Annotated in this window: 22 protein-coding genes; 2 read left to right on the top strand and 20 right to left on the bottom strand. The window is 70.9% G+C overall.

Going from position 1 to position 20,548, the window contains the following annotated elements; translation table 11 throughout:
* Positions 1–52: 52 nt before the first annotated feature.
* The 3 genes from K228_RS0106735 to pyrR are packed head-to-tail and all read right to left on the bottom strand — an operon-like array spanning position 53 to position 2,893.
* The gene (locus K228_RS0106735) at positions 53–1,330 is read right to left on the bottom strand and encodes a dihydroorotase (protein ID WP_025617735.1); all 1,278 of its coding nucleotides are present in this window, start codon (positions 1,328–1,330) and stop codon (positions 53–55) included.
* Positions 1,327–2,253 carry an aspartate carbamoyltransferase catalytic subunit gene (locus tag K228_RS0106730; protein ID WP_025617734.1) on the bottom strand — a complete coding sequence of 309 codons (927 nt, stop codon included), beginning with the start codon at positions 2,251–2,253 and terminating at the stop codon, positions 1,327–1,329. Before K228_RS0106730 ends, K228_RS0106735 begins: the two co-directional genes overlap by 4 nt.
* Positions 2,254–2,311: 58 nt before the next feature.
* Positions 2,312–2,893 (bottom strand): bifunctional pyr operon transcriptional regulator/uracil phosphoribosyltransferase PyrR, encoded by a 582-nt coding sequence (gene pyrR, locus K228_RS0106725; RefSeq protein ID WP_025617733.1) that lies wholly within the window; start codon positions 2,891–2,893, stop codon positions 2,312–2,314.
* A gap of 283 nt (positions 2,894–3,176) precedes the next feature.
* On the opposite strand from pyrR, the gene bldD reads away from it, so the two are divergent.
* Positions 3,177–3,665 (top strand): transcriptional regulator BldD, encoded by a 489-nt coding sequence (bldD, locus tag K228_RS0106720; RefSeq protein ID WP_011905744.1) that lies wholly within the window; start codon positions 3,177–3,179, stop codon positions 3,663–3,665.
* A gap of 107 nt (positions 3,666–3,772) precedes the next feature.
* On the opposite strand, the gene nusB is transcribed toward bldD, so the two are convergent.
* The 6 genes from nusB to aroC form a co-directional block, all read right to left on the bottom strand.
* Positions 3,773–4,183 carry a transcription antitermination factor NusB gene (gene nusB, locus K228_RS0106715; protein WP_180199258.1) on the bottom strand — a complete coding sequence of 137 codons (411 nt, stop codon included), beginning with the start codon at positions 4,181–4,183 and terminating at the stop codon, positions 3,773–3,775.
* A gap of 23 nt (positions 4,184–4,206) precedes the next feature.
* On the bottom strand, positions 4,207–4,764 hold the full coding sequence (efp, locus tag K228_RS0106710; RefSeq protein WP_011905742.1) for an elongation factor P: 558 nt from the start codon (positions 4,762–4,764) through the stop codon (positions 4,207–4,209).
* Positions 4,765–4,860: 96 nt separating this feature from the next.
* The gene (gene aroQ / locus K228_RS0106705) at positions 4,861–5,292 is read right to left on the bottom strand and encodes a type II 3-dehydroquinate dehydratase (protein ID WP_025617732.1); all 432 of its coding nucleotides are present in this window, start codon (positions 5,290–5,292) and stop codon (positions 4,861–4,863) included.
* Complete coding sequence (aroB, locus tag K228_RS0106700) at positions 5,289–6,362, bottom strand: 3-dehydroquinate synthase (protein ID WP_025617731.1); 1,074 nt, start codon at positions 6,360–6,362, stop codon at positions 5,289–5,291. The genes aroQ and aroB overlap by 4 nt, the downstream gene beginning before the upstream one ends.
* Before the next feature lie 91 nt (positions 6,363–6,453).
* Positions 6,454–6,957, bottom strand: coding sequence for a shikimate kinase (locus K228_RS0106695; protein ID WP_025617730.1), 504 nt, complete (start codon positions 6,955–6,957; stop codon positions 6,454–6,456).
* Complete coding sequence (gene aroC / locus K228_RS0106690) at positions 6,957–8,135, bottom strand: chorismate synthase (RefSeq protein ID WP_033776594.1); 1,179 nt, start codon at positions 8,133–8,135, stop codon at positions 6,957–6,959. The genes K228_RS0106695 and aroC overlap by 1 nt, the downstream gene beginning before the upstream one ends.
* 154 nt (positions 8,136–8,289) lie before the next feature.
* Here aroC and K228_RS0106685 point away from each other — a divergent pair, with 154 nt between their 5' ends.
* Positions 8,290–9,555 carry a cation:proton antiporter gene (locus K228_RS0106685; protein WP_025617728.1) on the top strand — a complete coding sequence of 422 codons (1,266 nt, stop codon included), beginning with the start codon at positions 8,290–8,292 and terminating at the stop codon, positions 9,553–9,555.
* A 69-nt stretch (positions 9,556–9,624) separates the two neighbouring features.
* On the opposite strand, the gene K228_RS26845 is transcribed toward K228_RS0106685, so the two are convergent.
* The 11 genes from K228_RS26845 to K228_RS0106630 all read right to left on the bottom strand — a co-directional run bounded on the left by K228_RS26845 (position 9,625) and on the right by K228_RS0106630 (position 20,541).
* On the bottom strand, positions 9,625–10,143 hold the full coding sequence (locus K228_RS26845) for a DUF1990 domain-containing protein (RefSeq protein ID WP_080671550.1): 519 nt from the start codon (positions 10,141–10,143) through the stop codon (positions 9,625–9,627).
* 92 nt (positions 10,144–10,235) lie between these two features.
* A complete protein-coding gene (locus K228_RS0106675; RefSeq protein ID WP_025617726.1) occupies positions 10,236–10,901 on the bottom strand; it encodes a class I SAM-dependent methyltransferase in 666 nt (221 codons plus the stop codon).
* 33 nt (positions 10,902–10,934) lie between these two features.
* Positions 10,935–11,873 (bottom strand): glycosyltransferase family 2 protein, encoded by a 939-nt coding sequence (locus K228_RS0106670; protein ID WP_050580954.1) that lies wholly within the window; start codon positions 11,871–11,873, stop codon positions 10,935–10,937.
* Complete coding sequence (locus K228_RS0106665; RefSeq protein ID WP_029723391.1) at positions 11,870–12,529, bottom strand: glycosyltransferase; 660 nt, start codon at positions 12,527–12,529, stop codon at positions 11,870–11,872. Before K228_RS0106665 ends, K228_RS0106670 begins: the two co-directional genes overlap by 4 nt.
* A gap of 70 nt (positions 12,530–12,599) precedes the next feature.
* Entirely contained in the window at positions 12,600–13,082 is a 483-nt protein-coding gene (locus tag K228_RS0106660; RefSeq protein WP_025617723.1) for a glycosyltransferase family protein, read from the bottom strand.
* 103 nt (positions 13,083–13,185) lie between these two features.
* A complete protein-coding gene (locus tag K228_RS0106655) occupies positions 13,186–14,448 on the bottom strand; it encodes a hypothetical protein (RefSeq protein WP_025617722.1) in 1,263 nt (420 codons plus the stop codon).
* Positions 14,448–15,347: a sulfotransferase domain-containing protein gene (locus K228_RS0106650; RefSeq protein WP_025617721.1), complete on the bottom strand. Its 900-nt coding sequence runs from the start codon at positions 15,345–15,347 to the stop codon at positions 14,448–14,450. Before K228_RS0106650 ends, K228_RS0106655 begins: the two co-directional genes overlap by 1 nt.
* 8 nt (positions 15,348–15,355) lie before the next feature.
* On the bottom strand, positions 15,356–16,936 hold the full coding sequence (locus K228_RS0106645; RefSeq protein WP_025617720.1) for a lipopolysaccharide biosynthesis protein: 1,581 nt from the start codon (positions 16,934–16,936) through the stop codon (positions 15,356–15,358).
* Positions 16,933–18,318, bottom strand: coding sequence for an O-antigen ligase family protein (locus K228_RS0106640; RefSeq protein ID WP_025617719.1), 1,386 nt, complete (start codon positions 18,316–18,318; stop codon positions 16,933–16,935). Before K228_RS0106640 ends, K228_RS0106645 begins: the two co-directional genes overlap by 4 nt.
* A gap of 8 nt (positions 18,319–18,326) precedes the next feature.
* Positions 18,327–20,006, bottom strand: coding sequence for a P-loop NTPase family protein (locus K228_RS0106635; protein WP_025617718.1), 1,680 nt, complete (start codon positions 20,004–20,006; stop codon positions 18,327–18,329).
* Positions 19,999–20,541 carry an acyltransferase gene (locus K228_RS0106630; protein WP_080671548.1) on the bottom strand — a complete coding sequence of 181 codons (543 nt, stop codon included), beginning with the start codon at positions 20,539–20,541 and terminating at the stop codon, positions 19,999–20,001. The genes K228_RS0106635 and K228_RS0106630 overlap by 8 nt, the downstream gene beginning before the upstream one ends.
* Positions 20,542–20,548: the final 7 nt, after the last annotated feature.

The raw sequence follows: 20,548 nt of genomic DNA, 5'->3' as shown, positions 1-20,548 counted from the left end.
CACCCCACGCTCCGGGCCACACGGCACTGCCCCACCGCACTCCGTACTCGAATCACTTCACTGCCTTTCCGTCCAGAACCGTCGCCTCGCCGCGCAGGAAGGTCGCCACGATGCGACCCGGCAGCGTCATGCGGGCGTACGGGGTGTTGCAGCTGCGACTGGCCAACTCGGTCGGCTCGATGACGCGACGCGCCGCCGGATCCACCAGGGTCAGGTTCGCCGGTGCGCCCGGCGCCGGGTCGTGGCCGTGTTCGGTGAGGCCAGCGATCCGGGCGGGGGTGCGGGACATCCGCTCGGCGATGAGGTCCCACTGCGGGCCGAGCACGTCCAGCGTGATGGAGAGCGCCGTCTCCAGGCCGAGCATGCCCGGCCGGGCGTACGCCCACTCGCACTCCTTGTCCTCCACGGCGTGCGGGGCGTGGTCGGTGGCGACGATGTCCACGACCCCCTCGGCCAACGCGGTGCGCAGCGCGGCGACATCGGCGGCGGTCCGCAGCGGCGGGTTGACCTTGTAGACCGGGTCGTAGGTGACCGCCTTCTCGTCGGTCAACAACAGGTGGTGCGGGGTGACCTCGGCGGTGACCTGAACACCGCGGGCCTTGGCCTGCCGCAGCACCCCGACGCTGCCGGCCGTGGAGACGTGGCAGATGTGCAGACGGCTCCCCACGTGCTCGGCGAGCAGCACGTCCCGGGCGATGATCGCCTCCTCGGCGACCGCCGGCCAACCAGTCAGCCCGAGGCGGGTGGAGATCTCCCCCTCGTGCATCTGGGCGCCCTCGGTCAGCCGTGGCTCCTCGGCGTGCTGGGCAACCACGCCGTCGAACGCCTTCACGTATTCCAGGGCCCGGCGCATCAACCGCGGGTCGGCGACGCAGTGTCCGTCGTCGGAGAAGATCCGGACCCGGGCGGCCGAGTCGGCCATCGCGCCCAACTCGGCCAGGCGCTCGCCGGCCAGCCCGACCGTGACGGCGCCGATCGGCTGCACGTCCACCAGCCCGGCCTCCCGGCCCAGCCGCCAGACCTGCTCGACCACCCCGGCGGTGTCGGCGACCGGGGAGGTGTTCGCCATCGCGCAGACCGCCGTGTAGCCACCGAGCGCCGCGGCCCGAGAGCCGGTCTCGACGGTCTCGGCGTCTTCCCGGCCGGGCTCACGTAGATGGGTGTGCAGGTCCACCAGGCCGGGCAGGGCGACCAGACCGGTGCCGTCAACCACGACCGCGCCGGCGGCCGTCAGCCCCACGCCGGTCTCGGCCACGACGCCGTCGCGGATCAGCAGGTTGGTCGGCGCGGCGCCGAGGACGCTCACGTTGGTGATCAGATACGCGGTCACCGGTTGTTCCCTCCGAGTAGCAGGTAGAGGACGGCCATCCGGACGGAGACGCCGTTGGCGACCTGTTCGACAATGGTGGAGCGGGGCGAGTCGGCCACCTCGGAGGTGATCTCCATGCCCCGGTTCATCGGGCCGGGGTGCATCACGATCGCGTGCTCCGGCAGCCGCCGCATCCGTGAGCCGTCCAGGCCGTAACGGCGGGCGTACTCACGGGCGGAGGGAAAGTAGGAGTCGTTCATGCGCTCCCGCTGTACCCGCAGCATCATGACCACGTCCGACTGCGCCAGCACCGAGTCCAGGTCGTAGCAGACGGTGGTGCCGGGCGCGAGGGCCGCGGCGATGTCCACCGGGATCAGCGGGGGCGGGCCGACCAGGGTCACCTTGGCGCCGAGGGTGGAGAGCAGCAGGACGTTGGAGCGCGCCACCCGGCTGTGCAGCACGTCACCGACCACCGCCACCGACAGGCCGGCGAGCCGGCCCAGCCGGGAACGCATCGTGTACGCGTCGAGTAGCGCCTGGGTGGGGTGCTCGTGCGTACCGTCGCCGGCGTTGACGACCGAGCCGTCAACCCAGTCGGCCAACTGGTACGGGGCGCCGGAGGCGGGATGCCGGACGACGACGGCGTCGGCGCCCATCGCCTGAAGGGTGAGCGCGGTGTCCTTGAGGCTCTCGCCCTTGGCGACGCTGGACCCCTTGACCGAAAAGTTGATCACGTCGGCGCTGAGTCGCTTGGCGGCGGCCTCGAAGGAGATCCGGGTCCGGGTGGAGTCCTCGTAGAAGAGGTTCACCACGGTCCGACCGCGCAGCGCCGGCAGCTTCTTGACCTCCCGCCCGGCCACGGTCGCCATCTCGGCGGCGGTGTCCAGGATCTGGAGGGCGGTGCCAGCGTCCAGGTCGGCGCTGGAGAGCAGGTGACGGATCATGCGTCGAGCTTCCTTCCGGTCGCGACCAGCAGGCGGCGCCGCGCCGCGCCCCGCGGCCTCACCGGTCACCGCCGTAGAGCCGGACCTCGTCCACGCCGTCGGGCTCCGCCAGGGTGACCCGGACACTCTCCGCGAGGGCGGTCGGGATGTTCTTACCCACGTAGTCGGCGCGGATGGGCAGCTCCCGGTGGCCCCGATCGACCAGGACGGCGAGCTGGACCGACGCTGGGCGGCCGACGTCGTTCAGCGCGTCGAGCGCCGCCCGCACGGTTCGGCCGGAGAAGAGGACATCGTCGACGAGGACGACTCGTCGACCGTCGATACCGCCGGCGGGAACGTCGGTGGGGCCGACCGCGCGGGTGGCGTGCTGACGCAGATCGTCCCGGTAGAGGGTGATGTCGAGCACCCCGACCGGGACGTCCACCCCCTCAAAGGCGCTGATCCGGGCGGCGAGCCGCCGGGCGAGCGGTACTCCCCGGGTGGGGATCCCGAGCAGGACGGTCTGTTGGGCGCCCTGGGTCTTCTCGAGGATCTGGTGGGCGATGCGGTCCACCACGCGCTGCACGTCGGCGCTGGTGAGTATCACCTTCACCGAGGGTTGCTGGGTGGTCGACGAGTGGGCAGCCGGTGGGTATGCCACGGCAGACCTCCTTCCCCGCCTCACGGGACGGGTCGTTAAAGGATGTCGGGGTACCGGCGCGGACCGCGAACGGACCGGGCCGGGGCTTCGGGCAACGTTACCAGTGGTCACCGTCTCGACCGTCGCCGGCCGAGGGCCCGGCAGCAGAACGGCGAAACTGGGACAACTCCCCCAGGATGAAACAGGAAAGTTCACGACCACTTGACCGACTGTCCCAATCCCCGTACCGTCACGCTCCGTAGCGATCGACGGGAGAACCCCGAGCAGCACTGGGAGTGTCCGAATGCCCTCTGAGTACGCCAAGTCGCTGGGCGCCCGCCTGCGCTCCATTCGCCAGCAGCAGGGCCTGTCCCTGCAGGGCGTAGAGGAAAAGTCCAACGGACGGTGGAAGGCCGTCGTGGTTGGCTCGTACGAGCGCGGTGACCGAGCCGTCACCGTGTCCCGCCTGGCCGAGCTGGCCGACTTCTACCGTGTTCCCGTCTCCGAGCTACTGCCCGACGGCAGTGGCGTCCGCCACGAGCCAACCAGCAAGATCGTGCTGGACCTCGAGCGGCTCTACGACGAGGCCTCGGAGGACCTCGCCTACGTCGCCCGGTACGCCCGTGCGATCCAGCAGCAGCGCGGCGACTACAACGGCCGAGTGCTGTCGATCCGCGCCGACGACCTGCGCGCCCTGGCGATTGTCTACGACGCCTCGCCGTCTGGCCTAATCGAGCGGCTGAACGAGCACGGCGTCCTCGTCGCCGACCCCCGGGCGTTCTTCGCCTCCTGAGTAGTGCCACCCGAAAGGGCCCGTGCCGATCGGCACGGGCCCTTTCGACTATCCGGTCCACTTCCGGTGGCCAGCTCGCTTCCGAGCCAGAATCCTCCGGGTGGCGGCTACCGGGTGGCGTACTCCGCGATCCGGCCGAGGATGCCGTTGAGAAACCGCGGTGAATCATCGGTCGACATCTGCCGGGCCAGCTCCACCGCCTCGCTGATCGCCACCGCATCGTCGATCTCGTCCACGTAGAGCAGTTCGTAGACCGCGATCCGGGCGAGGTTCCGATCAACGGTCGGCATCCGGTCCAGCGTCCACCCCTCGGCGTAGCTGGCGATCAGCTCGTCCACCCGGTCCAGGTGGGCAGCGACCCCCTCAACCAGGCCAACCGCGTAGCCCAGATGCTCCGGTCGGGGCTTCTCGATCCGCTCCACATAGCCGGCGAGCACCTCAACCGGTGGACGGCCCCGCAGGTCCGCCTCGAAGAGCACGTCCAGCGCCCGTTTGCGCGCCTTTCGGCGCGCCGGCATCTGCTGCTTGGGCCCCTCGGCCATCAGGCGCGGCCGAGGTAACGGCCGTCGCGGGTGTCGACCTTGATCTTCTCGCCGGTGGTGATGAAGAGCGGCACCTGCACGGTCGCGCCGGTCTCGACCGTGGCCGGCTTGCTACCACCGGTCGAACGGTCTCCCTGGAGGCCCGGCTCGGTATACGTGATCTCGAGCACCACGCTTGTCGGCAGCTCCACGTAGAGCGGCACCCCCTCGTGGGTGGCGACCGTCGCCTCGGCCTCGGGCAGCAGATAGTTCGCGGCCTCGCCGACTGTGTCGCCGAGCACATTGATCTGGTCGAACGTCTCCAGGTCCATGAAGACGAAGTCCTCGCCGTCGGCGTACAGGTACTGCATCGTACGCTTGTCAACGGTCGCGGTCTCGACCTTGGTGCCCGCATTGAAGGTCTTGTCGACCACCTTGCCGGAGAGCACGTTCTTTAGCGTGGTGCGCACGAACGCACCACCCTTTCCGGGCTTGACGTGCTGGAACTCGACGACGGCCCAGAGCTCACCGTCGAGGTTGAGTACCATGCCGTTTTTCAGGTCGTTGGTGGTGGCCATTTCCTGCCTTGATCATAAGGTGGCGGACAGACCCGGCAAGTCTACTAGGCCGCGTTCGGACAGGCTCGCCCGAGCAAGCGCGGCCCCCGCCGACGGTCAGCGGACCCGGGCCGCCAGGTGGTGCAGCGCCAGGCGGTAGCCGTCCACGCCCAGCCCACAGATCACCCCGGTCGCCACCGCCGAGACCACCGAGTGGTGCCGGAACGCCTCCCGGGCATGAATGTTGGAGAGGTGCACCTCGACCAACGGGGCACGCAGCAGGGCGCAGGCGTCCCGTACCGCGATCGAGTAGTGCGACCAGGCGGCGGGGTTGAGCACCACGCAAGCGCCCAGGTCAGCAGCCTCATGCAGCCAGCCGAGCAGCTCATGCTCGGCGTCGGTCTGCCGGACGACCACCTCCAGCCCCAGCTCCCGCCCGGTCTGCTGGCACAGCTCGACCAGGTCGGCGTAGGTGGTGGTGCCGTAGACCTCCGGTTGCCGGGTGCCCAGGCGGCCCAGGTTGGGCCCGTTGAGCACGTACACCCTCATTCGGCGATCTCCTGGTAGGCGGCGTACAGCAGCTCGTCGGAGGGCGCCTCGAGAATCGTCGGGCGGGCGAGCCCGGCCAACACCACGAAGCGCAGGATGCTGCCCCGCGCCTTCTTGTCCACCCGCATCGTGGCGAGCAGGTCCGGCCAGGCCTCCGCCCGATATCCGGTGGGCAGGCCGAGCGCACCCACCACCGCCCGGTGCCGCTGCGCGGTCTGCGCGTCCAGCCGGCCTTCGAGCTGGGCCAGGGTCGCCGCGTAGACCAACCCCACCGCAACCGCGTGGCCGTGCCGCCAGCGGTAGCCCTCCACCTTCTCGATGGCGTGCGCCAGGGTGTGCCCGTAGTTCAGTATCTCCCGGGCCCCCGACTCGCGAAGGTCGCCGGCGACAACCTGCGCCTTGACCCGGATCGCCCGCTCGACCAACTCCCGGAGCACCGGCCCCGCTGGGTCAACGGCGACGGCGGGCTCCCGCTCGACCAGCTCCAGGATCACCGGGTCGGCGATGAAGCCACACTTGACCACCTCGGCCATTCCCGCGGCCAGGTCGACCGGAGAGAGGCTGTCCAGCGCAGTCAGGTCACAGATCACCCCGGCCGGCGGGTGGAAGGCACCGACCAGGTTCTTGCCGGCGGAGGTGTTGATCCCGGTCTTGCCTCCTACCGCCGCGTCAACCATGGCCAGCAGCGACGTCGCCACCGGCACCCAGCGCACCCCGCGCAGCCAGCAGGCCGCGACGAAGCCAGCCAGGTCGGTAACCGCGCCGCCGCCCACACCAACGACGGCGTCGGCGCGGGTGAAGCCCGCTGCACCGAGCCGTTCCCAACAGCTGGCGGCGACCTCGATGTGCTTGCCCGCCTCCGCGTCCGGCACCTCGACCAGCAGCGGCGTCACGCCGGCCGCCCGGGTCCGCTCCGCCAGCTGCTCGGCCCGGCCCTGCATCGGCGGCGCGTACAGCACGGCCAGCCGCTGCGCGCCCGGCAGCAACTCTGGCGGGTCGAACAGATCCCGCCCCACCAGCACGTCGTACGGTTGGTCACCACCAACCACGATCCGGGTTATCTCGTCCATCGCGCGCAGCCTAGCTGAGCCGACCGGGCCGAAGGCGGCGACGGGCACCGCGTCCCGAACCGTAGACCGCCCGACTGGACCATGGCGCCCGTCAGGCGGGAAGCAGCGCGGCGACCTCGGCCGCGAGCTGCTCCGGCGTCCGGCCGTCGGTCACCACCGTCGCCGTCGCCACCGCCGCGTAGTGCGGCCGGCGCTGCTCCAGCAGGTGTTTGAGGGTGGCCCGTGGGTTGACCGCGAGCAGGGGTCGCCCCGCACCGAGCCCGACCCGGCGTACCGCGTCGGGCAGCTCCACCGAGAGGTACACGACGGTGTGCCCCACCAGCGCCGACCGGGTCTGTTCGGCGAGCACGGCGCCACCACCGAGGGCGAGCACGCCGGTGGCAGCGGCGAGCGCCGTCGCCACCGCCGCCCGTTCGAGGGTACGGAAGTGCGCCTCCCCCTCGTCGATGAAGATCTCCGAGATCGGCTTGCCCGCCATCGCCTCGATGTCGAGATCGGTGTCCCGAAACTCCACTCCGAGCAATTCAGCGAGTGCCCGCCCGACGGTGGTTTTACCCGAGCCGGGTGCGCCGACCAGGACGCAGACCGGCGCCATCAGCGGACAACCAACGCTTCGAGGTAGCCGACGAGGTTTCGGCGCTGCTCGGCCACCGAGTCGCCGCCGAGCTTCTCCACCGCCGCCTCGGCCAGCACCAGCGCCACCATCGCCTCGGCGACGACCCCCGCGGCCGGAACCGCGCACACGTCCGAGCGCTGGTTGATCGCGGTGGCGGGCTCGCCGGAGGTGATATCCACCGTCGACAGCGCGCGGTTCAGGGAGGAGATCGGCTTCATCGCGGCCCGCACCCGCAGCGGCTCACCGGTGGTGATGCCCCCCTCCAGGCCGCCGGCCCGGTCGGTGGCCCGCCGGACACCGGTCGCGGTGGGGATGATCTCGTCGTGCGCGACGGAGCCCCGGGAACGCGCCTGCTGCCAGCCGTCGCCGATCTCCACCCCCTTGATCGCCTGAATGGACATCAGCGCGGTGGCCAGCCGGGCGTCCAGCTTCCGGTCCCACTGCACGTGGCTACCGAGCCCCGGGGGCACCCCGTACGCGAGCACCTCGACCACGCCGCCGAGCGTGTCGGCGTCCTTCTTCGCGGCGTCAACCTCGGCGACCATCCGGAGGCTCGCCTCCGGGTCCAGACAGCGCAGCGGGTCCGCGTCGATCCGCTCGGCGTCCGCCGGGCTGGGTCGCAGCCCCGGCTTCGTGGCGACTATCCCCAACTCCACGACGTGCGAGACGACCTCGATGCCCAGCGCCTGCCGGAGCAGCGCCTTGGCGACGGTGCCGACGGCGACCCGGGCAGCCGTCTCCCGGGCGCTGGCCCGCTCAAGGATCGGGCGGGCGTCGGTGTGCCCGTACTTCTGCATGCCAGCCAGGTCGGCGTGCCCCGGTCGGGGACGGGTCAGCGGCGCGTTCCGGGCCTGTCCGGCCAGCTCCGCCGAGTCGACCGGATCGGCGGACATCACCGTGCGCCACTTGGGCCACTCGGAGTTGCCGACCCGGATCGCCACCGGGCTGCCCAGGGTCACCCCATGCCGCAGCCCCCCGATGATCTCGACCTCGTCCTGTTCGAACGCCATCCGGGCACCCCGCCCGTAGCCGAGTCGACGCCGGGCCAGCTCACCAGCGATCTCCTCGGTGGTCACCTCGACCCCGGCCGGCACCCCCTCGAGCAACGCGACGAGAGCGGGACCGTGTGATTCCCCTGCAGTCAACCAGCGCAACACAACGGCCAGTTTGGCATGTCCGGTCGGCACCCGGTGCCACACCCGCCCCGTCCCGCCTTGCGGACACGACTGTCCGCGGGACGGTCACGATCACCCCGTTGGCAGCGAATCCGTACGATCTTGGCGGCCTCCCGGAAGTCTGGTCGGCGACGACGTGGTTTCGACCCACCCGGAGGCCCCGGTGCTGCTCCTCGCGTTCGCAGCCGTGCTGCTGCTGGCCGTCCTGCTGTCCAGCCTCGCGCACCGCAGCATCCTCTCCACCGCCGTGCTCTTCCTCCTGGCCGGCTTCCTCCTCGGTCCGGACACCACCGGTGTCCTGGAGATCACCGCCGACAGCGAGATCGTCGCCACCCTCGCCGAGCTGGCACTCTTCACCGTGCTCTTCACCGACGGCATGCGAGTCGGCTTCGCCGACCTGCGCTCGGCGTGGCGGCTGCCCGGGCGGGCGCTCGGCTGGGGGCTACCGCTGACCCTGGGGATCACCGCCGTGTTGGCGCACTACGTGGCCGGGCTCGACTGGCCGGAGGCGCTGCTGATCGGGGCGGTCCTCGCCCCCACCGACCCGGTCTTCGCCGCCGCCCTGGTCGGCAACGTGGGTGTTCCGCGCCGACTGCGACACCTGCTCAACGTCGAGTCCGGCATCAACGACGGACTCGCACTGCCGTTCGTCATCCTCTTCCTGGCGGTCGTCGAGGGCTCCGACGACCTGCACCTCGACGAGTTGGGCATCGAGCTGCTCCTGGGCCTGGTGATCGGGGTGGCGGTGCCATGGCTGGCCCTACGGCTGGAGAAGGGGCGGTACTTCTCCGCCTCCACCCAGTACGAGCCCCTCAACGGCGTGGCGATCGGCCTGCTGGTCCTCGCGCTGGGGCTGATCACCCACGCCAACCTGTTCCTCGCCGCGTTCGCCGCCGGCATCACCGTGGCCACCTTCGGCGAGCAACAGCGGGAGAGCTTCGAACACTTCGGCGAGCTGATCGCCGAAGTGTTCAAGCTCGCCGCCCTGCTGGTGTTCGGGGCCCTGATCTCGGTGCAGTTCCTCAGTGAGATCAACTGGACCGGCTGGCTCTTCGCGGTGTTGGCCATCGTGGTGGCCCGCCCACTCGCGCTCGCCGTGTCGTTCCTCGGTTCGAACCTAAGCCGCACCGAGCAATTCGCCGCCATGTGGTTCGGCCCGAAGGGTTTCGCCTCGGTGGTCTACGGTCTGCTGGTGCTCCAGGCCGGTATCGCCGCGGGAGACCAGGTGTTCCACCTGGTGGCGCTGACCGTCGTGTTGTCGATCCTGGCGCACTCGTCAACCGACGTCCTGGTCGCCCGGATCTTCGACCCGGCGATGACCCCCCAGTGGTACGAAAGACTGCGGGCGGCCTCCGCCGATCGGCGAGAACGCCGCAGTGACGGGGATCAGCCGCCGCCGTAGGCCGCCCAGGCAGGTCGGGAGTGGTTGCTCAGGTCGGGAGCGGTCGCCCAAGTGGTGGGAGCCGGTCAGTCAAACCCGGGACAGGGACCGCATCGCGCCAAGATATCTCGACGTTATTACATCCTGCGCGAGCCGACCCAGCGGCCCAGCTATTCGAGCAGCCAGCGAAGCCGGCCGCGAAAAGGCCCGCACCTCGAAGTAAGACCGCCCGCCCCCGTCCCGACGAACCAGAAATGCCTCCTCGCCACATTCGGGATGCCCCGGTAACGTACCGTAGGCAAAGCCCGCGCGATCATCCTCGTCAATCGTATAGATAATGCGGCAGGGAGCCTGCACCAACAGCCCTCGCCACCCGATTCTCAGCCGAAAGTCCGCACCCGGCTGGGGCCGCAGATCTGGGCGATCAACGCCAACCCCAGCCCGACGGTGCATGCGCCACCGAAGCAATGCGCGGACAGCCTGGTCAAAGACCCGAACATCCGCACCAAGAAAAGCGCTGCGGTGGACGTGCCGATACCCGGACGGCAGGACGCCCGCTGAGGCACCAACCTCCGGGTAGGTTAGATCATCCCAATCCAATAGAGCCATCCCAAAACAGGGTCGCGCATTCCTTAACCGCTCCCGCGATGCGAGCGTAACACCGTGGCCCGATGACTCGGCCACGATGAACCGCGCGCCGGTCACGCCGACGGAGATTTTCGAATCGCAATCAACGATTTGGTGAGGCCGAGCAGACGCTCGCTACGGATGCGAGCGTCCGGAAAGAGGTAGCGCAACTCTGCCCGACCGATCAATTCGGTCGTCAGGACCTGCCGCATGGCCGCCTCGTACGACTTGCCCGGCGTGTAGGCCAGGGGCCACTTCCGCGCCACCACCACCCGTGCTGACACCGGCAGGAACTGCATGGCGGGAGCCACCCAGTGTGGCTCTATCGGAAAGTACCGGTACGGGGTCTGTACCCAGTACTCAGGGGCCAGCTCACGAATCGCCTCCGCCATCCGACGACGCCGTTCGTACCCGCCGACATGCTCCAGGACACTGTTGCTGAAAACAAGGTCGTACCGACGGCCAAGAATACGCTTCGGCAGTTCGCATGCATCGGCATGATCGGCTTCAGCCCAGCCTGGCAGCTCCGTCGGCAACGGCTCCAGATTCACCACGTGCACGTGCGCTGGTCGGACCGGCACCGTTGCCCAGCTCTCCACCCGTCCACCAAGATCAAGGACATTCATCTCGGCCAGGTCGGGAAACGTCTCGGAGAGCCAGGCCGCCCGTCGCGCCCTCCGTTTGGCACCAACCGAGGAAGGTGAGTCCACCAGCCGGAATCTCAACGAGTGAAATGCCATCGAACGAGCTCCTAACCTACTGCGTCTACGGGATTAGATGCCCCGGCCGCGCTTGTGCAGGGCGCGCAGCACCGCGTCCGCCCGGACCACCCGCCCGGCCACCGCGAGCGCCAGGTACGCCCGTGGCTCCCGCGGATTGCCCCGGAGGGTACGGCGGGCCCAGCGCAGCGCGCCCTGGCGGTCACCGGAGGCGGCGCGCGCAAAGGCGATCTGCCCCGCCACCCGGGCCGCACCGGCCGGCTGGCTGCCGAACTCCGGGTAGCGTTCCAGCAGCCACTGCAGCGCCGCCGAGATGGTGTCCCAGCGCTGCATGAAATACGACCGGTGGTGCCAACGCACCAGCACCAGCGGGGTGCGCAGGTTGACCAACGGTGCCCGGCGGGCCGCCCGCAGCAGGAACTCGTAGTCCTCGGCGTAGCTGCCCGGAATCTCCTCGTTGACCAGTCCGAAGCCGTCCCGGAGCACGGCGGCGCGGAACAGGAAGGTTGACGGGTGCAGCTCGGTCATCCGATCCCGCAACAGGTCAGCGAGGGTGATCCGGTCCCGAGACAGCGACCGGTCGACGGTTTGTCCGTCGTAGCTCACCCGGATGCCACCCGAGACGAACTCGGCGCCCGGAGTGGTGGTGAGCGCCGCAACCTGCGCCCACAGCTTGCCGGGCAGCCACTCGTCGTCGTCGTCACAGAAGGCGATCAACTCGCCGGTGGCGGCCAGGGTGCCGGTGTTGCGGGCGCCCGCGAGGCCGGGTGTCCGGCCGTTCTCGGTGACCCGGACCGGCCGACCCGGTCGGGACAGCTCAGTCAGGGTCGGATCCGGCCCCGAACGGTCGTACACGACGACCACCTCGAGCTCACCTGGGTAGTCCTGGTCGAGGAGGGCGCGGACCGCGGCCCGCAACAGCTCCGGACGGTCCCGGGTGGGCACCACCGCACTCACCCTTGGCTGTGCGCTCACCTCCGGCAGCGCGGTCATCCTCGCGCTCCGCTCCGAGGCGACCGTGACCACGGCCACCACCAGGACCGTCGGCCGTTCGCCGCGGCCACCAACTTCTCCACGATCTCACCAACCCGGGCCACGGCGGCCTCCCGCACCCGGGCCGAATCGGGGTCCGCCCGGACGACGAACCGGGACGGCTCGGCCAGACCAGCAGTGAGCTCCGCCACGAACGCCGCTCGGGTCTCACACACCACCACCAGGCCCGCCGCCCCGAGCCGACGCGCGAAGCGCAGCTGGTGGTCATCAACGTGTTCGCCGTGGGCCGGATCCCGGGGGACCACAATCGGCACCCGGCCAAGCTGACGGACCTCCAGAATCGTGGCCGGGCCGCCGTGACAGATCACGAGGTCGGCTGCGGAGATCGCCGCCTGGAGCTCGTCGTGCCCCAGAAAGGCCACCGCGCCGGGAACTTCGGCCGCTCCGGTGTGACCATGCTGGACGGTCAAGACCACGCGGTCGGGGACGGTGGGTTGCCAGCTCTGAAGCCAGTCGACCAGCCGGTCAAACGGGTGCTTGTCGGTACCGACGACGACCAGTACCTGCTGCACCCGACCGACACCAGACCGGTCCCGTTGCCGGGGAACGCGGCTGGGCTCGGACCCCACCGGCGTCGCGACTCGCTTCGTACTCACCGCGTCCCCCCTCTACCCGGGCTGACGAAACCTGGCATCGCGCGTCGTCGCTCCGCCACACCCTCCACGCTCACAGCAGCGGCCCCACCACAGTCGCCTCCGGGTAGTGCCGGCGTTGCTCCTCCCACTGCACGAGCATCGCGGAGAGGAACGGGCGACACAGGCGCGCGGTCAGGGTCGGGGTGTCGATCCGGTCATACACCTCCACATAGACGGTGGGAATTCGCCGCAGCCAGGCGAAGACCACGAACGGCACCGCAACCCCGGCTCCGGTCGTCACTACCGCGGCGACCCGATGCCGCCGCAGCAGCCGTACCGCCAGCACCGCGTTGCGCACCAGGTTGGGCACGTTGCGGGTGGTCGGGTGATGAGCCGAGACGACCTCCTCCCCCGAGAGCCGGGAAAGTGCGTCCGGGGTGTCGAAGGTTACCCAGCAGCGACGCCAGCGCTCATACCAGGAACGCAGCGCCAGCAGCTGGGCCAGGTGCCCACCGCTCGACCCGACGAGCAGCAGGACCGGGGAGTCGCCGCGACCCCTGGGGTACCTCTCCATGCGCGCCTCACCGTCCACTTCCTTCGGTCCGCTTCGGCTCCGATCGATGGCTTGCGAAAGCAGACCACGTATCGCGCCGTGGGGACATCGGGTAACCGGACTGTCACCATTGGTTCCGCTGCGCGAAGAGCTCCAGCAGAGCGGGGTGCAGCGCGGGGTTCCAGCCCGCCCCGGCGTTGGCCAGGCGCCAGGTCCGCAGCCACAGCTCCAGCAGGTACGCGTCAGCCACCAGGCGCTGCCCAGCCCGGTTCAGGCCGAGCGCGTCGCCGTACCGTCGGAGTTGGAGATCAACAGCGTCGGCCGCGACGGCGACGGAGGAACCCCGCAGCACCAGGGCCCGCTGGAACGCGTCGTGCGCCAGGTCGAAGCCGACCGGGACATCCGGGGCACTGTGCTCCCAGTCCCAGGCCACCAGCCGGCCGGCATGCCGACCGAGGTTCCACGGGACCCAGTCGCCATGCCAGTGCCCGAACTCGACCGGGGTCTCCCCGTGCCGCGAAGCCAGCCGGTCCGCCGCCACGACCGCCCGGGTGTCGGCCGACATCCTGGCGGCGGCCCGGTGCGTGCTCCGGGTGAGCCGGGCTAGGAAGCTCGAGCCGGCCAGTGGCCGGGGCGGGGCGGGCGGGCGGCCCCGGCGAGCGACCGCGAGCACCGCGGCGACCTCGGGCTCGGCAGTGGTGGATAACCCACGGACCGCCGGTGGCAGCGGCTGCACCAACGCGACGGAGCGCCCGGCCCACCGGAGCTCGGCCAGCAGCCGCGGCGGCACCGGGTGGTCCGGCACCCGGGCCAGCGCGGGGAGTTCCCGCAGGGCCGCCGCCTCGGCGGCCACCAGGGCCCGGGTGGCGTCATTCCAGCCGATCTTCGCGAAACCGAGCGGTTGGCCATTCGGGGCGAACAGCTGCAGGGTCGGCTTATGGTTCGGATCCGGCGGTCGCACCCCACACGCCGCGTACGCGGCTCCCCCGCCCAGCAGTGCGGCGAGTCGGTGGACCAGCAACGCCTCCTCCGCGGCGACCGCATCGGGCAGCGACACGGTCAAGACCGGGAACCGGACCAGCTCCACCCCACCGAGCCGGGCAAGCCCACCGAGAACCGCTCGCACCGCCCGCACCCGGGGTGGTCGCAGCGCGTTGTACGCCAGCAGCGACGCCGCCGTTGCCCGCGGGGAGCCCAACGGCAACAGAAACTGGGCCCGCCGGACAGAGGGCACAATCGCGTACCGCGCCACCGCCCGGCGCCCAGCCGGCGACGCACCGTCCACGGTGAGCCCGACCGGCTCGGCGCCGAAGACCGCCCGGGTGACCCAACCCAACCCGTCGGTCCGGGTCCGCGGGTCGGCGGAGGCAGTGGCCGGCTCGATCATCAGGCGCCGTCCGACCAGTCGAGGTCCGTTCCGAGCCGCTGCCGCAGCGCCTCGTTGTAGGGGCGGTAGTAGGCCGTCAGCTCCGCCTGAAGTGCCGGGTCCAGCGGCGCGGAGCGGCGGTCGTTGTAGACCCGGAAGTTCGCCAGGTCGTACGCCGGCAGCCCGAGGAAGGACAGGGTACGGCGATACGTTGACCGGGCGTCTCGATAGAGGTCCTCGCTGCGCAGGAAGAGGAACTGCGTACGGTCGAACCGGTCCAGCCACGGCTGAAGGTGCTCAAGGTAGCGGCCCCGGGCCCGGTAGGTGTACCAGTCGTAGGCCTCGCTGACGTACTCCGGCTCGGCAGCCAGCCGCTCCCACTCCCCCCGGGTGCGCCCCGGCTCGGCGGCGAGGGCGGCGGCGAAGTCCAGCGGCTCGATGCCGTGGGTGCGCCGCTCCTTCCAGTGTGAGTAGGCCCGCTGCACCGGATCGCGCAGCAGCACGACCAGCTTGACCGACGGCATCAGCGCGGCGACCCGCTCCGCGGCGAGCGGGTGGAACATGTACAACGGGGCGGCTTCACCGGCCCGGACCGGGCCGCCGTGCCGCCGCTGTAGCGCCGCCCGCTGGCGTCGAGTCGGGAAGTGCGAGCGGTACCACGCCTCGCCACGCCGCCAGTGCTCCTCGAAGTAGTGCGTGGACTTCGTGTTCCAGGCCGGGAAGAGCCGCGGCACCAGCGGATGCTGAATCAGATAGTTCCACAGTGACGTGGTGCCGCCCCGCTTGGTGCCGATGACCAGGAAATCTGGCAGTGGCCGCCGGTCGCTGGTCTGCACCCCGTAGCCAACGAGGGACTCCCGCACCCGCTCGGTCACCTGGTCCGGCACGAACCGCTTCACCCGGTCCCGCATCGCCGACACGACGGACCTCACCTCTCCTTCTGCTCGGGTAGGCCGGGGGTGGCCGAGACGGCCATCGCTCCGCCACGGAGTTGCCGCAGGCTCGCCCCGAGGTCGGGCCGGATTCGGGACAACGCCCCGACGCCGCCGACGGCCAGCACCGCCACCGCCACCAGCAGGCCGGGAGTGCCCCGCCCGCCGGCCAGCACCCCCACCCCGGCGGCGGAGCCCACCACGGCGATGGTGATCGCCGCCGCGCGCAGCATCGCCGGGTCCACCAGCGGGTGCCGCACCACGAGCCAGGCGTACGTCACGGCGGTGAGGGTCTCGGTGAGGATGCCCGCCGCCCAGGCCACCGCCGCCCCGGTGGCACCGTGCGCAGGGATCAACACCAGGCCGAGCGAGACCGTCACCAGCAGCCCACCCAGGGTGGCGGCCAGGTGTAGGCCACTGCGGCCCCCCATCAGCAGCAGGCTCTGCACGTTGCCCGCACCCGTGCGCACCAGCATGGCCAGTGCGAGGACGGTCAGCGCGGTGGTTCCGGCGGTGAAGCCGGACCCGAACAGGTCCAGGAAGGCCACCCCGAAGACAGCGAGCAGCAGATACACCGGCCAGGAGAGCACCAGCCCCCAGGTGGTCAACTGCCGATGCACGGCCGCCGCGAGGACCGTCTGGCCCGCGCCGAGCAGCCGGGACAGCCGGGGTGCCACCGTCACCCGCAGCCCCTGCATGGCGAGCTGGCCGGCGAGGACGTACCGGCCGACGGCACCGAACACACCGGCCTCCTCCGCCCCGGCGAGTGCCGAGGTCAACAGCACCCCGATCCACAGGTTGCCGGCGTCGATGGCGGCCGAGACGGCCCGGGGCAGCGCGAACCGCCAGAAGGTTGACCAGTCCCGCGGTCCGGGGCGGAGCCGAGCGCCCCGCCCGATGCGCAACGGCCCCCCGACCAGGGCCAGGCAGACCAGCAGGGCCAGTGCGGCCGGAGCGAGCCAGGCGGACACTCCGGCCACCAGGCCACCGCCGACCAGGACCGCGACGCCGACCAGGACCGGCCGGGCCACCGGAAGGAGAAAGAACTGCACCGACACGTACGCCCGAATCGGCCGGACGCACCGCAGCGCGGCGAGCAGCAGCGTCAGGAGGACGACCACCGGAACGGCGGCGAAGCTCACCGCCAGCAGCTGCGACCCGGCGGCCGGCCCGAACACCCCGGGCGCCAGGGAGTCGGCGGCGAGCACCCCCGCCAACGCGACCACGGCGGCAACCACGAACGGTGGGAGCAGGGCCACCGGCAGCACCCGGGCGGCGTCCCCCCGCCCCCCGGCCGCGGTACGGCGGGGCAGCGCCCACAGCAGACCGGTCTCGGCACCCAGCGTGCACACCGCGGTGGCCACTGTGATCACCCCGATCGCGGTGAAGAAGACGCCGGAGCCGGTGGGGCCGTAGCCACGGGTGATCACCACCGCAAGGAGAAAGCCGAAGAGCCCGCTGGTGGCCGCGCCGAGCAGCCCAGCGACCCCGCTGCGCGCACTGTTCCGGCGCTCCGCCTCGTCCGACCACCCGGCGGCGCGGCCGGACGACGCCGCCGGAGCTGTGCCGGCGGTCATGCGGCCGTCCGGTCAAGAGTCGTCGGCAGCCGCGGGGGCGCCCCTCGTGCCGGTCCAGCCGGGCCGGGGTCCAGCGGGGGTCGGGGCCGTGGTGCCGGTTCACCCTCGATGCGGGCCATGGCGAAGGCGATCACGTAGAAGGCGACGGCGAGGTTCTGGTTGGCCATGCCGTAGAAGGGGATCTGCACCAGGCACACCACCGGGACGATCGCCAGCCACTGCCCCGCCGGCGAGGCCGCCCGGGCACAGCAACGGGCAGCCACGACGAACCAGGCCAGAAAGCACAGCAGAGCCGGGATCCCGTGGCTGAACAGCACCATCCACAACTGTCCCTGGGTGCCGATCGGGGCCTGGGCCGAGACCGTGTCGACATTCACCGGAGCGCCATAGCCGAGCCACGGCGAGTCACCGACCCGCCCGAGTACCGCACCGTAGAGGGCGAGCCGGTCGGTGTTGGTGCCGCTGTTCCCGACCCGGTCCCCGATCAGCTGGGTAACCGGGATGAAAACGGTAGCGAGGAGGCCCACCAGCAGCACGCCGACAATCGAGGTGGCGACCCGGGTGTTGCCGTGCCGACCGGCCCGAACCCCGAGCACCAGCAGGCCGACGCCGAGGCTGAGGAACATCGCTCGGTTCAACGTGAGGAAGGCCGGTGCCAGGGACAGCGGTAGCGACCCGAGCAGCAGCCAGCGCAGCACCCCGCGCCGCCGCAGCATGATCACCGCGACCACACCGGGCAACAACATCGCGTACGCGCTGCCGTAGTTGTTGGTGTACGCGTACGGCGCCGCGGGACGGTAGATCGGGTTCAGCGACTGGGCGCTGTACTCGGCGGTAGAGAGGTGGACCATGTCGTGGACGAATGGTTCCGCGGCGATCGCGCCGGGCAGCAGGACCTCCACCGGGGTGGTCATGCCGAGCCGGGGTGCGAGCACGCTCAGCCAGCCCAATGCCACCAACCCGAGCCAGAACGCGCAGAGGGGCAGGAGCACCCCGCTGCCTCCGGCCCGTTCCCGGGCCACCACGTAGACGTAGACGCCGACCACCAGCGCGGTGACGTAGAAGCCCAGCCGCAGCCCAAAGGTCAACACCGAGCTGGGCGACCCCAGCCGGGTGGCGCTGACCAGGACGACGGCGAGGAAGAGCAGCCAGATCCCAGCGCCCGGCGGCAGTGGAACCCGACCCCGAACCAGCAGCAGGGCCAGCAGCACCGCGCCCAGCAGCGGCCAGCCCAGGTAGAACGCGCCGGCCAGCCACCAGATCGGCACCAGGCCGAACATCAACGCCAGCGGCCAGATCGGTAGCCGGGGTGGGGGTGGCGACGGAAGGACTTCGGTGGCCCCGTCCCCGGCCGATTCGCTCGTTGCCGGGGTCCCACCCACGGGCACGGTCAGCCCCGACCGCGGTGGGTGAGGACGAAGCCGAGGGGAGCCACGCCGGCCGCTCGCAGCCGCTCCGCCAGCCGACGTAGGTCGCTCTGCCGGGTCTGGTCCTGCTCGACCACCACCACCGCGGCGCCCTGTCGGGCCGCCGCGACGCCCCGCTCATCGGCCTCCGCCGGCGGGGCGTTGAACAGCACCACCCGGCTGGCCGCCCGCTGCCGCCAGGTGCCGAACCGAATGGCGCCGGCGCCGACCACCACCGTGTCGCCGGGCGCTCCGACTGCGCTCTTTCCGCTGTTCGGCGCGGTGGATGCGATCCGGGGCAGCAAGATCGTGCCGTCCGGGTCGTTGGGCGCCGGGCCGTTGGCGGCAGTAACGTGGCCGGCCGCGGTCGCGCGCTGGACGGTGGTCTGGCGGGGAAGAGCGGTCGGGCGGGGGGAGGGTCGCCGGACGGTGATCTGCTCGGTGACCTCGTCAACGGGGGCCGTCCTTCGGCCCTGGCGCGGCTGCGGCACCACCGGCCGGGCGGAGTTCGCTGTTGCCGCCGGCAGGCGCGCCACGCCAGCCAGCACCTCGCTGCGCAACCGTCCGAGGCGACCGATGTCATCGGCGAGGTACACCTCCCGGCCGGTCGCCGCGAGCGCCACCGCCAGCCCGGCGCTCAGCACGGTCTGATCCCCCCGGGTGGTCAACAACACGATCCGGGCCGGTTCCCGAGTCCGCCCAGCGATGGCCATCGCCACGTACCGGATGTCGGCATCCACGGCCTGCCGTGAGCCGCGCGCGTTCGGGCCGCGGGCGGTACCGAGCAGTGGCAGGCCGGTAGCGTCCCGGCCGTCGTCAACCGACCGGATGCGCCGGTCCACCGACTCCCACCCGTAGGCCAGCACGACGCCGAGCAGCACACCGCCCAGGAGTCCCGCGAGTAGGTGGAGCAGTCGATTGCCCCCCGAGGGGACCAGATTCGTCTCCGCCTCGCGGGTGACCCAGCCGGGGTTGACATCGACCGCCGCGATCTCGGTACGGGCTGAGCCGAGCTGGACCAGTTGGCTGTTCACACCGGACAGCTCGGCCACCGCCGCCTCCGCCTCGCCCTCCCGCGCACTGGCAATCCGACGTTGCAACGCCTCCTGCTGCGCCTGAACCTTGCTGATGCTCTCGTCGTACGAGCGCAGGATGTCCGCCCGCTGCTGCTCATACATGGTGCGACGCACGTCCAGATAGGCCGCTGCGGCGAGGTTGACGCCGGCGACCGCCTCCTGGGGTGAGCTCGCGGTGAATCGGAAACGCAGGATCTGGCCACCGGTCGGCACCTCGAGCTCAAGCGCGTCCTGCACGTCACGCTGGTCCCGGCCGGTGCCGTCCACCAGCCGCCGCACCACTTCGGTCCCGGTGGCGATGCCACGCTCCACGTTCATGTTCACCGCGCGGTCGGCGGACGCGCCGCTCGGCGTGAAGGCATCGGTGACCACCGGTCGGACCGCCACCACGGCGTCGGCGGTCACCGCGCTCGGCACCAGCAGCACATAGCCGAGCGCGGCGAGCAGCCCGAGCACGGCGGCGCCGGCCAGCACCGGGATCCGGTGCAGCGGCACGCGGAGCAGGTCGGTCAGGGTGAGCGTTCGCCCCACGGTCGCCCCACTGGAGGCGGCGTTGGCGGTCCAGCCACCACCAGCGGCGCTAGTCATTGAAATTCTTCACCGTCTGTTGCGGGTTTCCAATAACCACCACCCGGGGCGGGACATCCGTCCGGACCACCGTGGCGGCGCCCACGACACTGTCTCGGCCGATCCGCACACCCTTCAGCACGAGTGCGTGTGCGCCGATCCAGACGTTGTCCTCAAGGACGATCGGGGCTCGGGTACGTGGGCTGGGCGGGTCGTGTCGCACCTCGGGCCGCAGATTGTGGAAGTCGTTGTCCCGCACCTCACAGTTCGACAAGAGGCAACGGTCACCGACCGTGACCGAGGTCCAGGCACCCACCCAGGTCGCACTCAACAGACAGTCGGCTCCGATGTGGACCTCCCCTGGACCGGCGAACCGCACCAGCTTGTTGATCCGAGTCCGGTCACCGATACGCACCCGTGCACCACGGCGTAGCCGGACCCGCCCCCGGATCTCCACATCCCGGCCGAGACTCAGCCTCGGATAGCGCAACCGGTACCAGCCACGCTTCAGCGCGAACCCGGCTCTTACCCCAACACCACGGCGGATGCTCCGCAACGATCTC

The organism is Salinispora cortesiana, from assembly GCF_000484695.1.
GTDB lineage: Bacteria > Actinomycetota > Actinomycetes > Mycobacteriales > Micromonosporaceae > Micromonospora > Micromonospora cortesiana.
Note: the sequence above shows the minus strand (reverse complement) of the source record. Positions and strands in the feature narration are given on the sequence as shown.

Bases quoted from the DNA above. Each gene is read 5' to 3' on its own strand.
- K228_RS0106730 (WP_025617734.1), bottom strand. From the start codon at position 2,253: ATGATCCGTCACCTGCTCTCCAGCGCCGACCTGGACGCTGGCACCGCC.
- bldD (WP_011905744.1), top strand. From the start codon at position 3,177: ATGCCCTCTGAGTACGCCAAGTCGCTGGGCGCCCGCCTGCGCTCCATT.
- nusB (WP_180199258.1), bottom strand. From the start codon at position 4,183: ATGCCGGCGCGCCGAAAGGCGCGCAAACGGGCGCTGGACGTGCTCTTC.
- efp (WP_011905742.1), bottom strand. From the start codon at position 4,764: ATGGCCACCACCAACGACCTGAAAAACGGCATGGTACTCAACCTCGAC.
- aroQ (WP_025617732.1), bottom strand. From the start codon at position 5,292: ATGAGGGTGTACGTGCTCAACGGGCCCAACCTGGGCCGCCTGGGCACC.
- aroB (WP_025617731.1), bottom strand. From the start codon at position 6,362: ATGGACGAGATAACCCGGATCGTGGTTGGTGGTGACCAACCGTACGAC.
- K228_RS0106695 (WP_025617730.1), bottom strand. From the start codon at position 6,957: ATGGCGCCGGTCTGCGTCCTGGTCGGCGCACCCGGCTCGGGTAAAACC.
- K228_RS26845 (WP_080671550.1), bottom strand. From the start codon at position 10,143: ATGGCTCTATTGGATTGGGATGATCTAACCTACCCGGAGGTTGGTGCC.
- K228_RS0106675 (WP_025617726.1), bottom strand. From the start codon at position 10,901: ATGGCATTTCACTCGTTGAGATTCCGGCTGGTGGACTCACCTTCCTCG.
- K228_RS0106670 (WP_050580954.1), bottom strand. From the start codon at position 11,873: ATGACCGCGCTGCCGGAGGTGAGCGCACAGCCAAGGGTGAGTGCGGTG.
- K228_RS0106660 (WP_025617723.1), bottom strand. From the start codon at position 13,082: ATGGAGAGGTACCCCAGGGGTCGCGGCGACTCCCCGGTCCTGCTGCTC.
- K228_RS0106655 (WP_025617722.1), bottom strand. From the start codon at position 14,448: ATGATCGAGCCGGCCACTGCCTCCGCCGACCCGCGGACCCGGACCGAC.
- K228_RS0106645 (WP_025617720.1), bottom strand. From the start codon at position 16,936: ATGACCGCCGGCACAGCTCCGGCGGCGTCGTCCGGCCGCGCCGCCGGG.
- K228_RS0106635 (WP_025617718.1), bottom strand. From the start codon at position 20,006: ATGACTAGCGCCGCTGGTGGTGGCTGGACCGCCAACGCCGCCTCCAGT.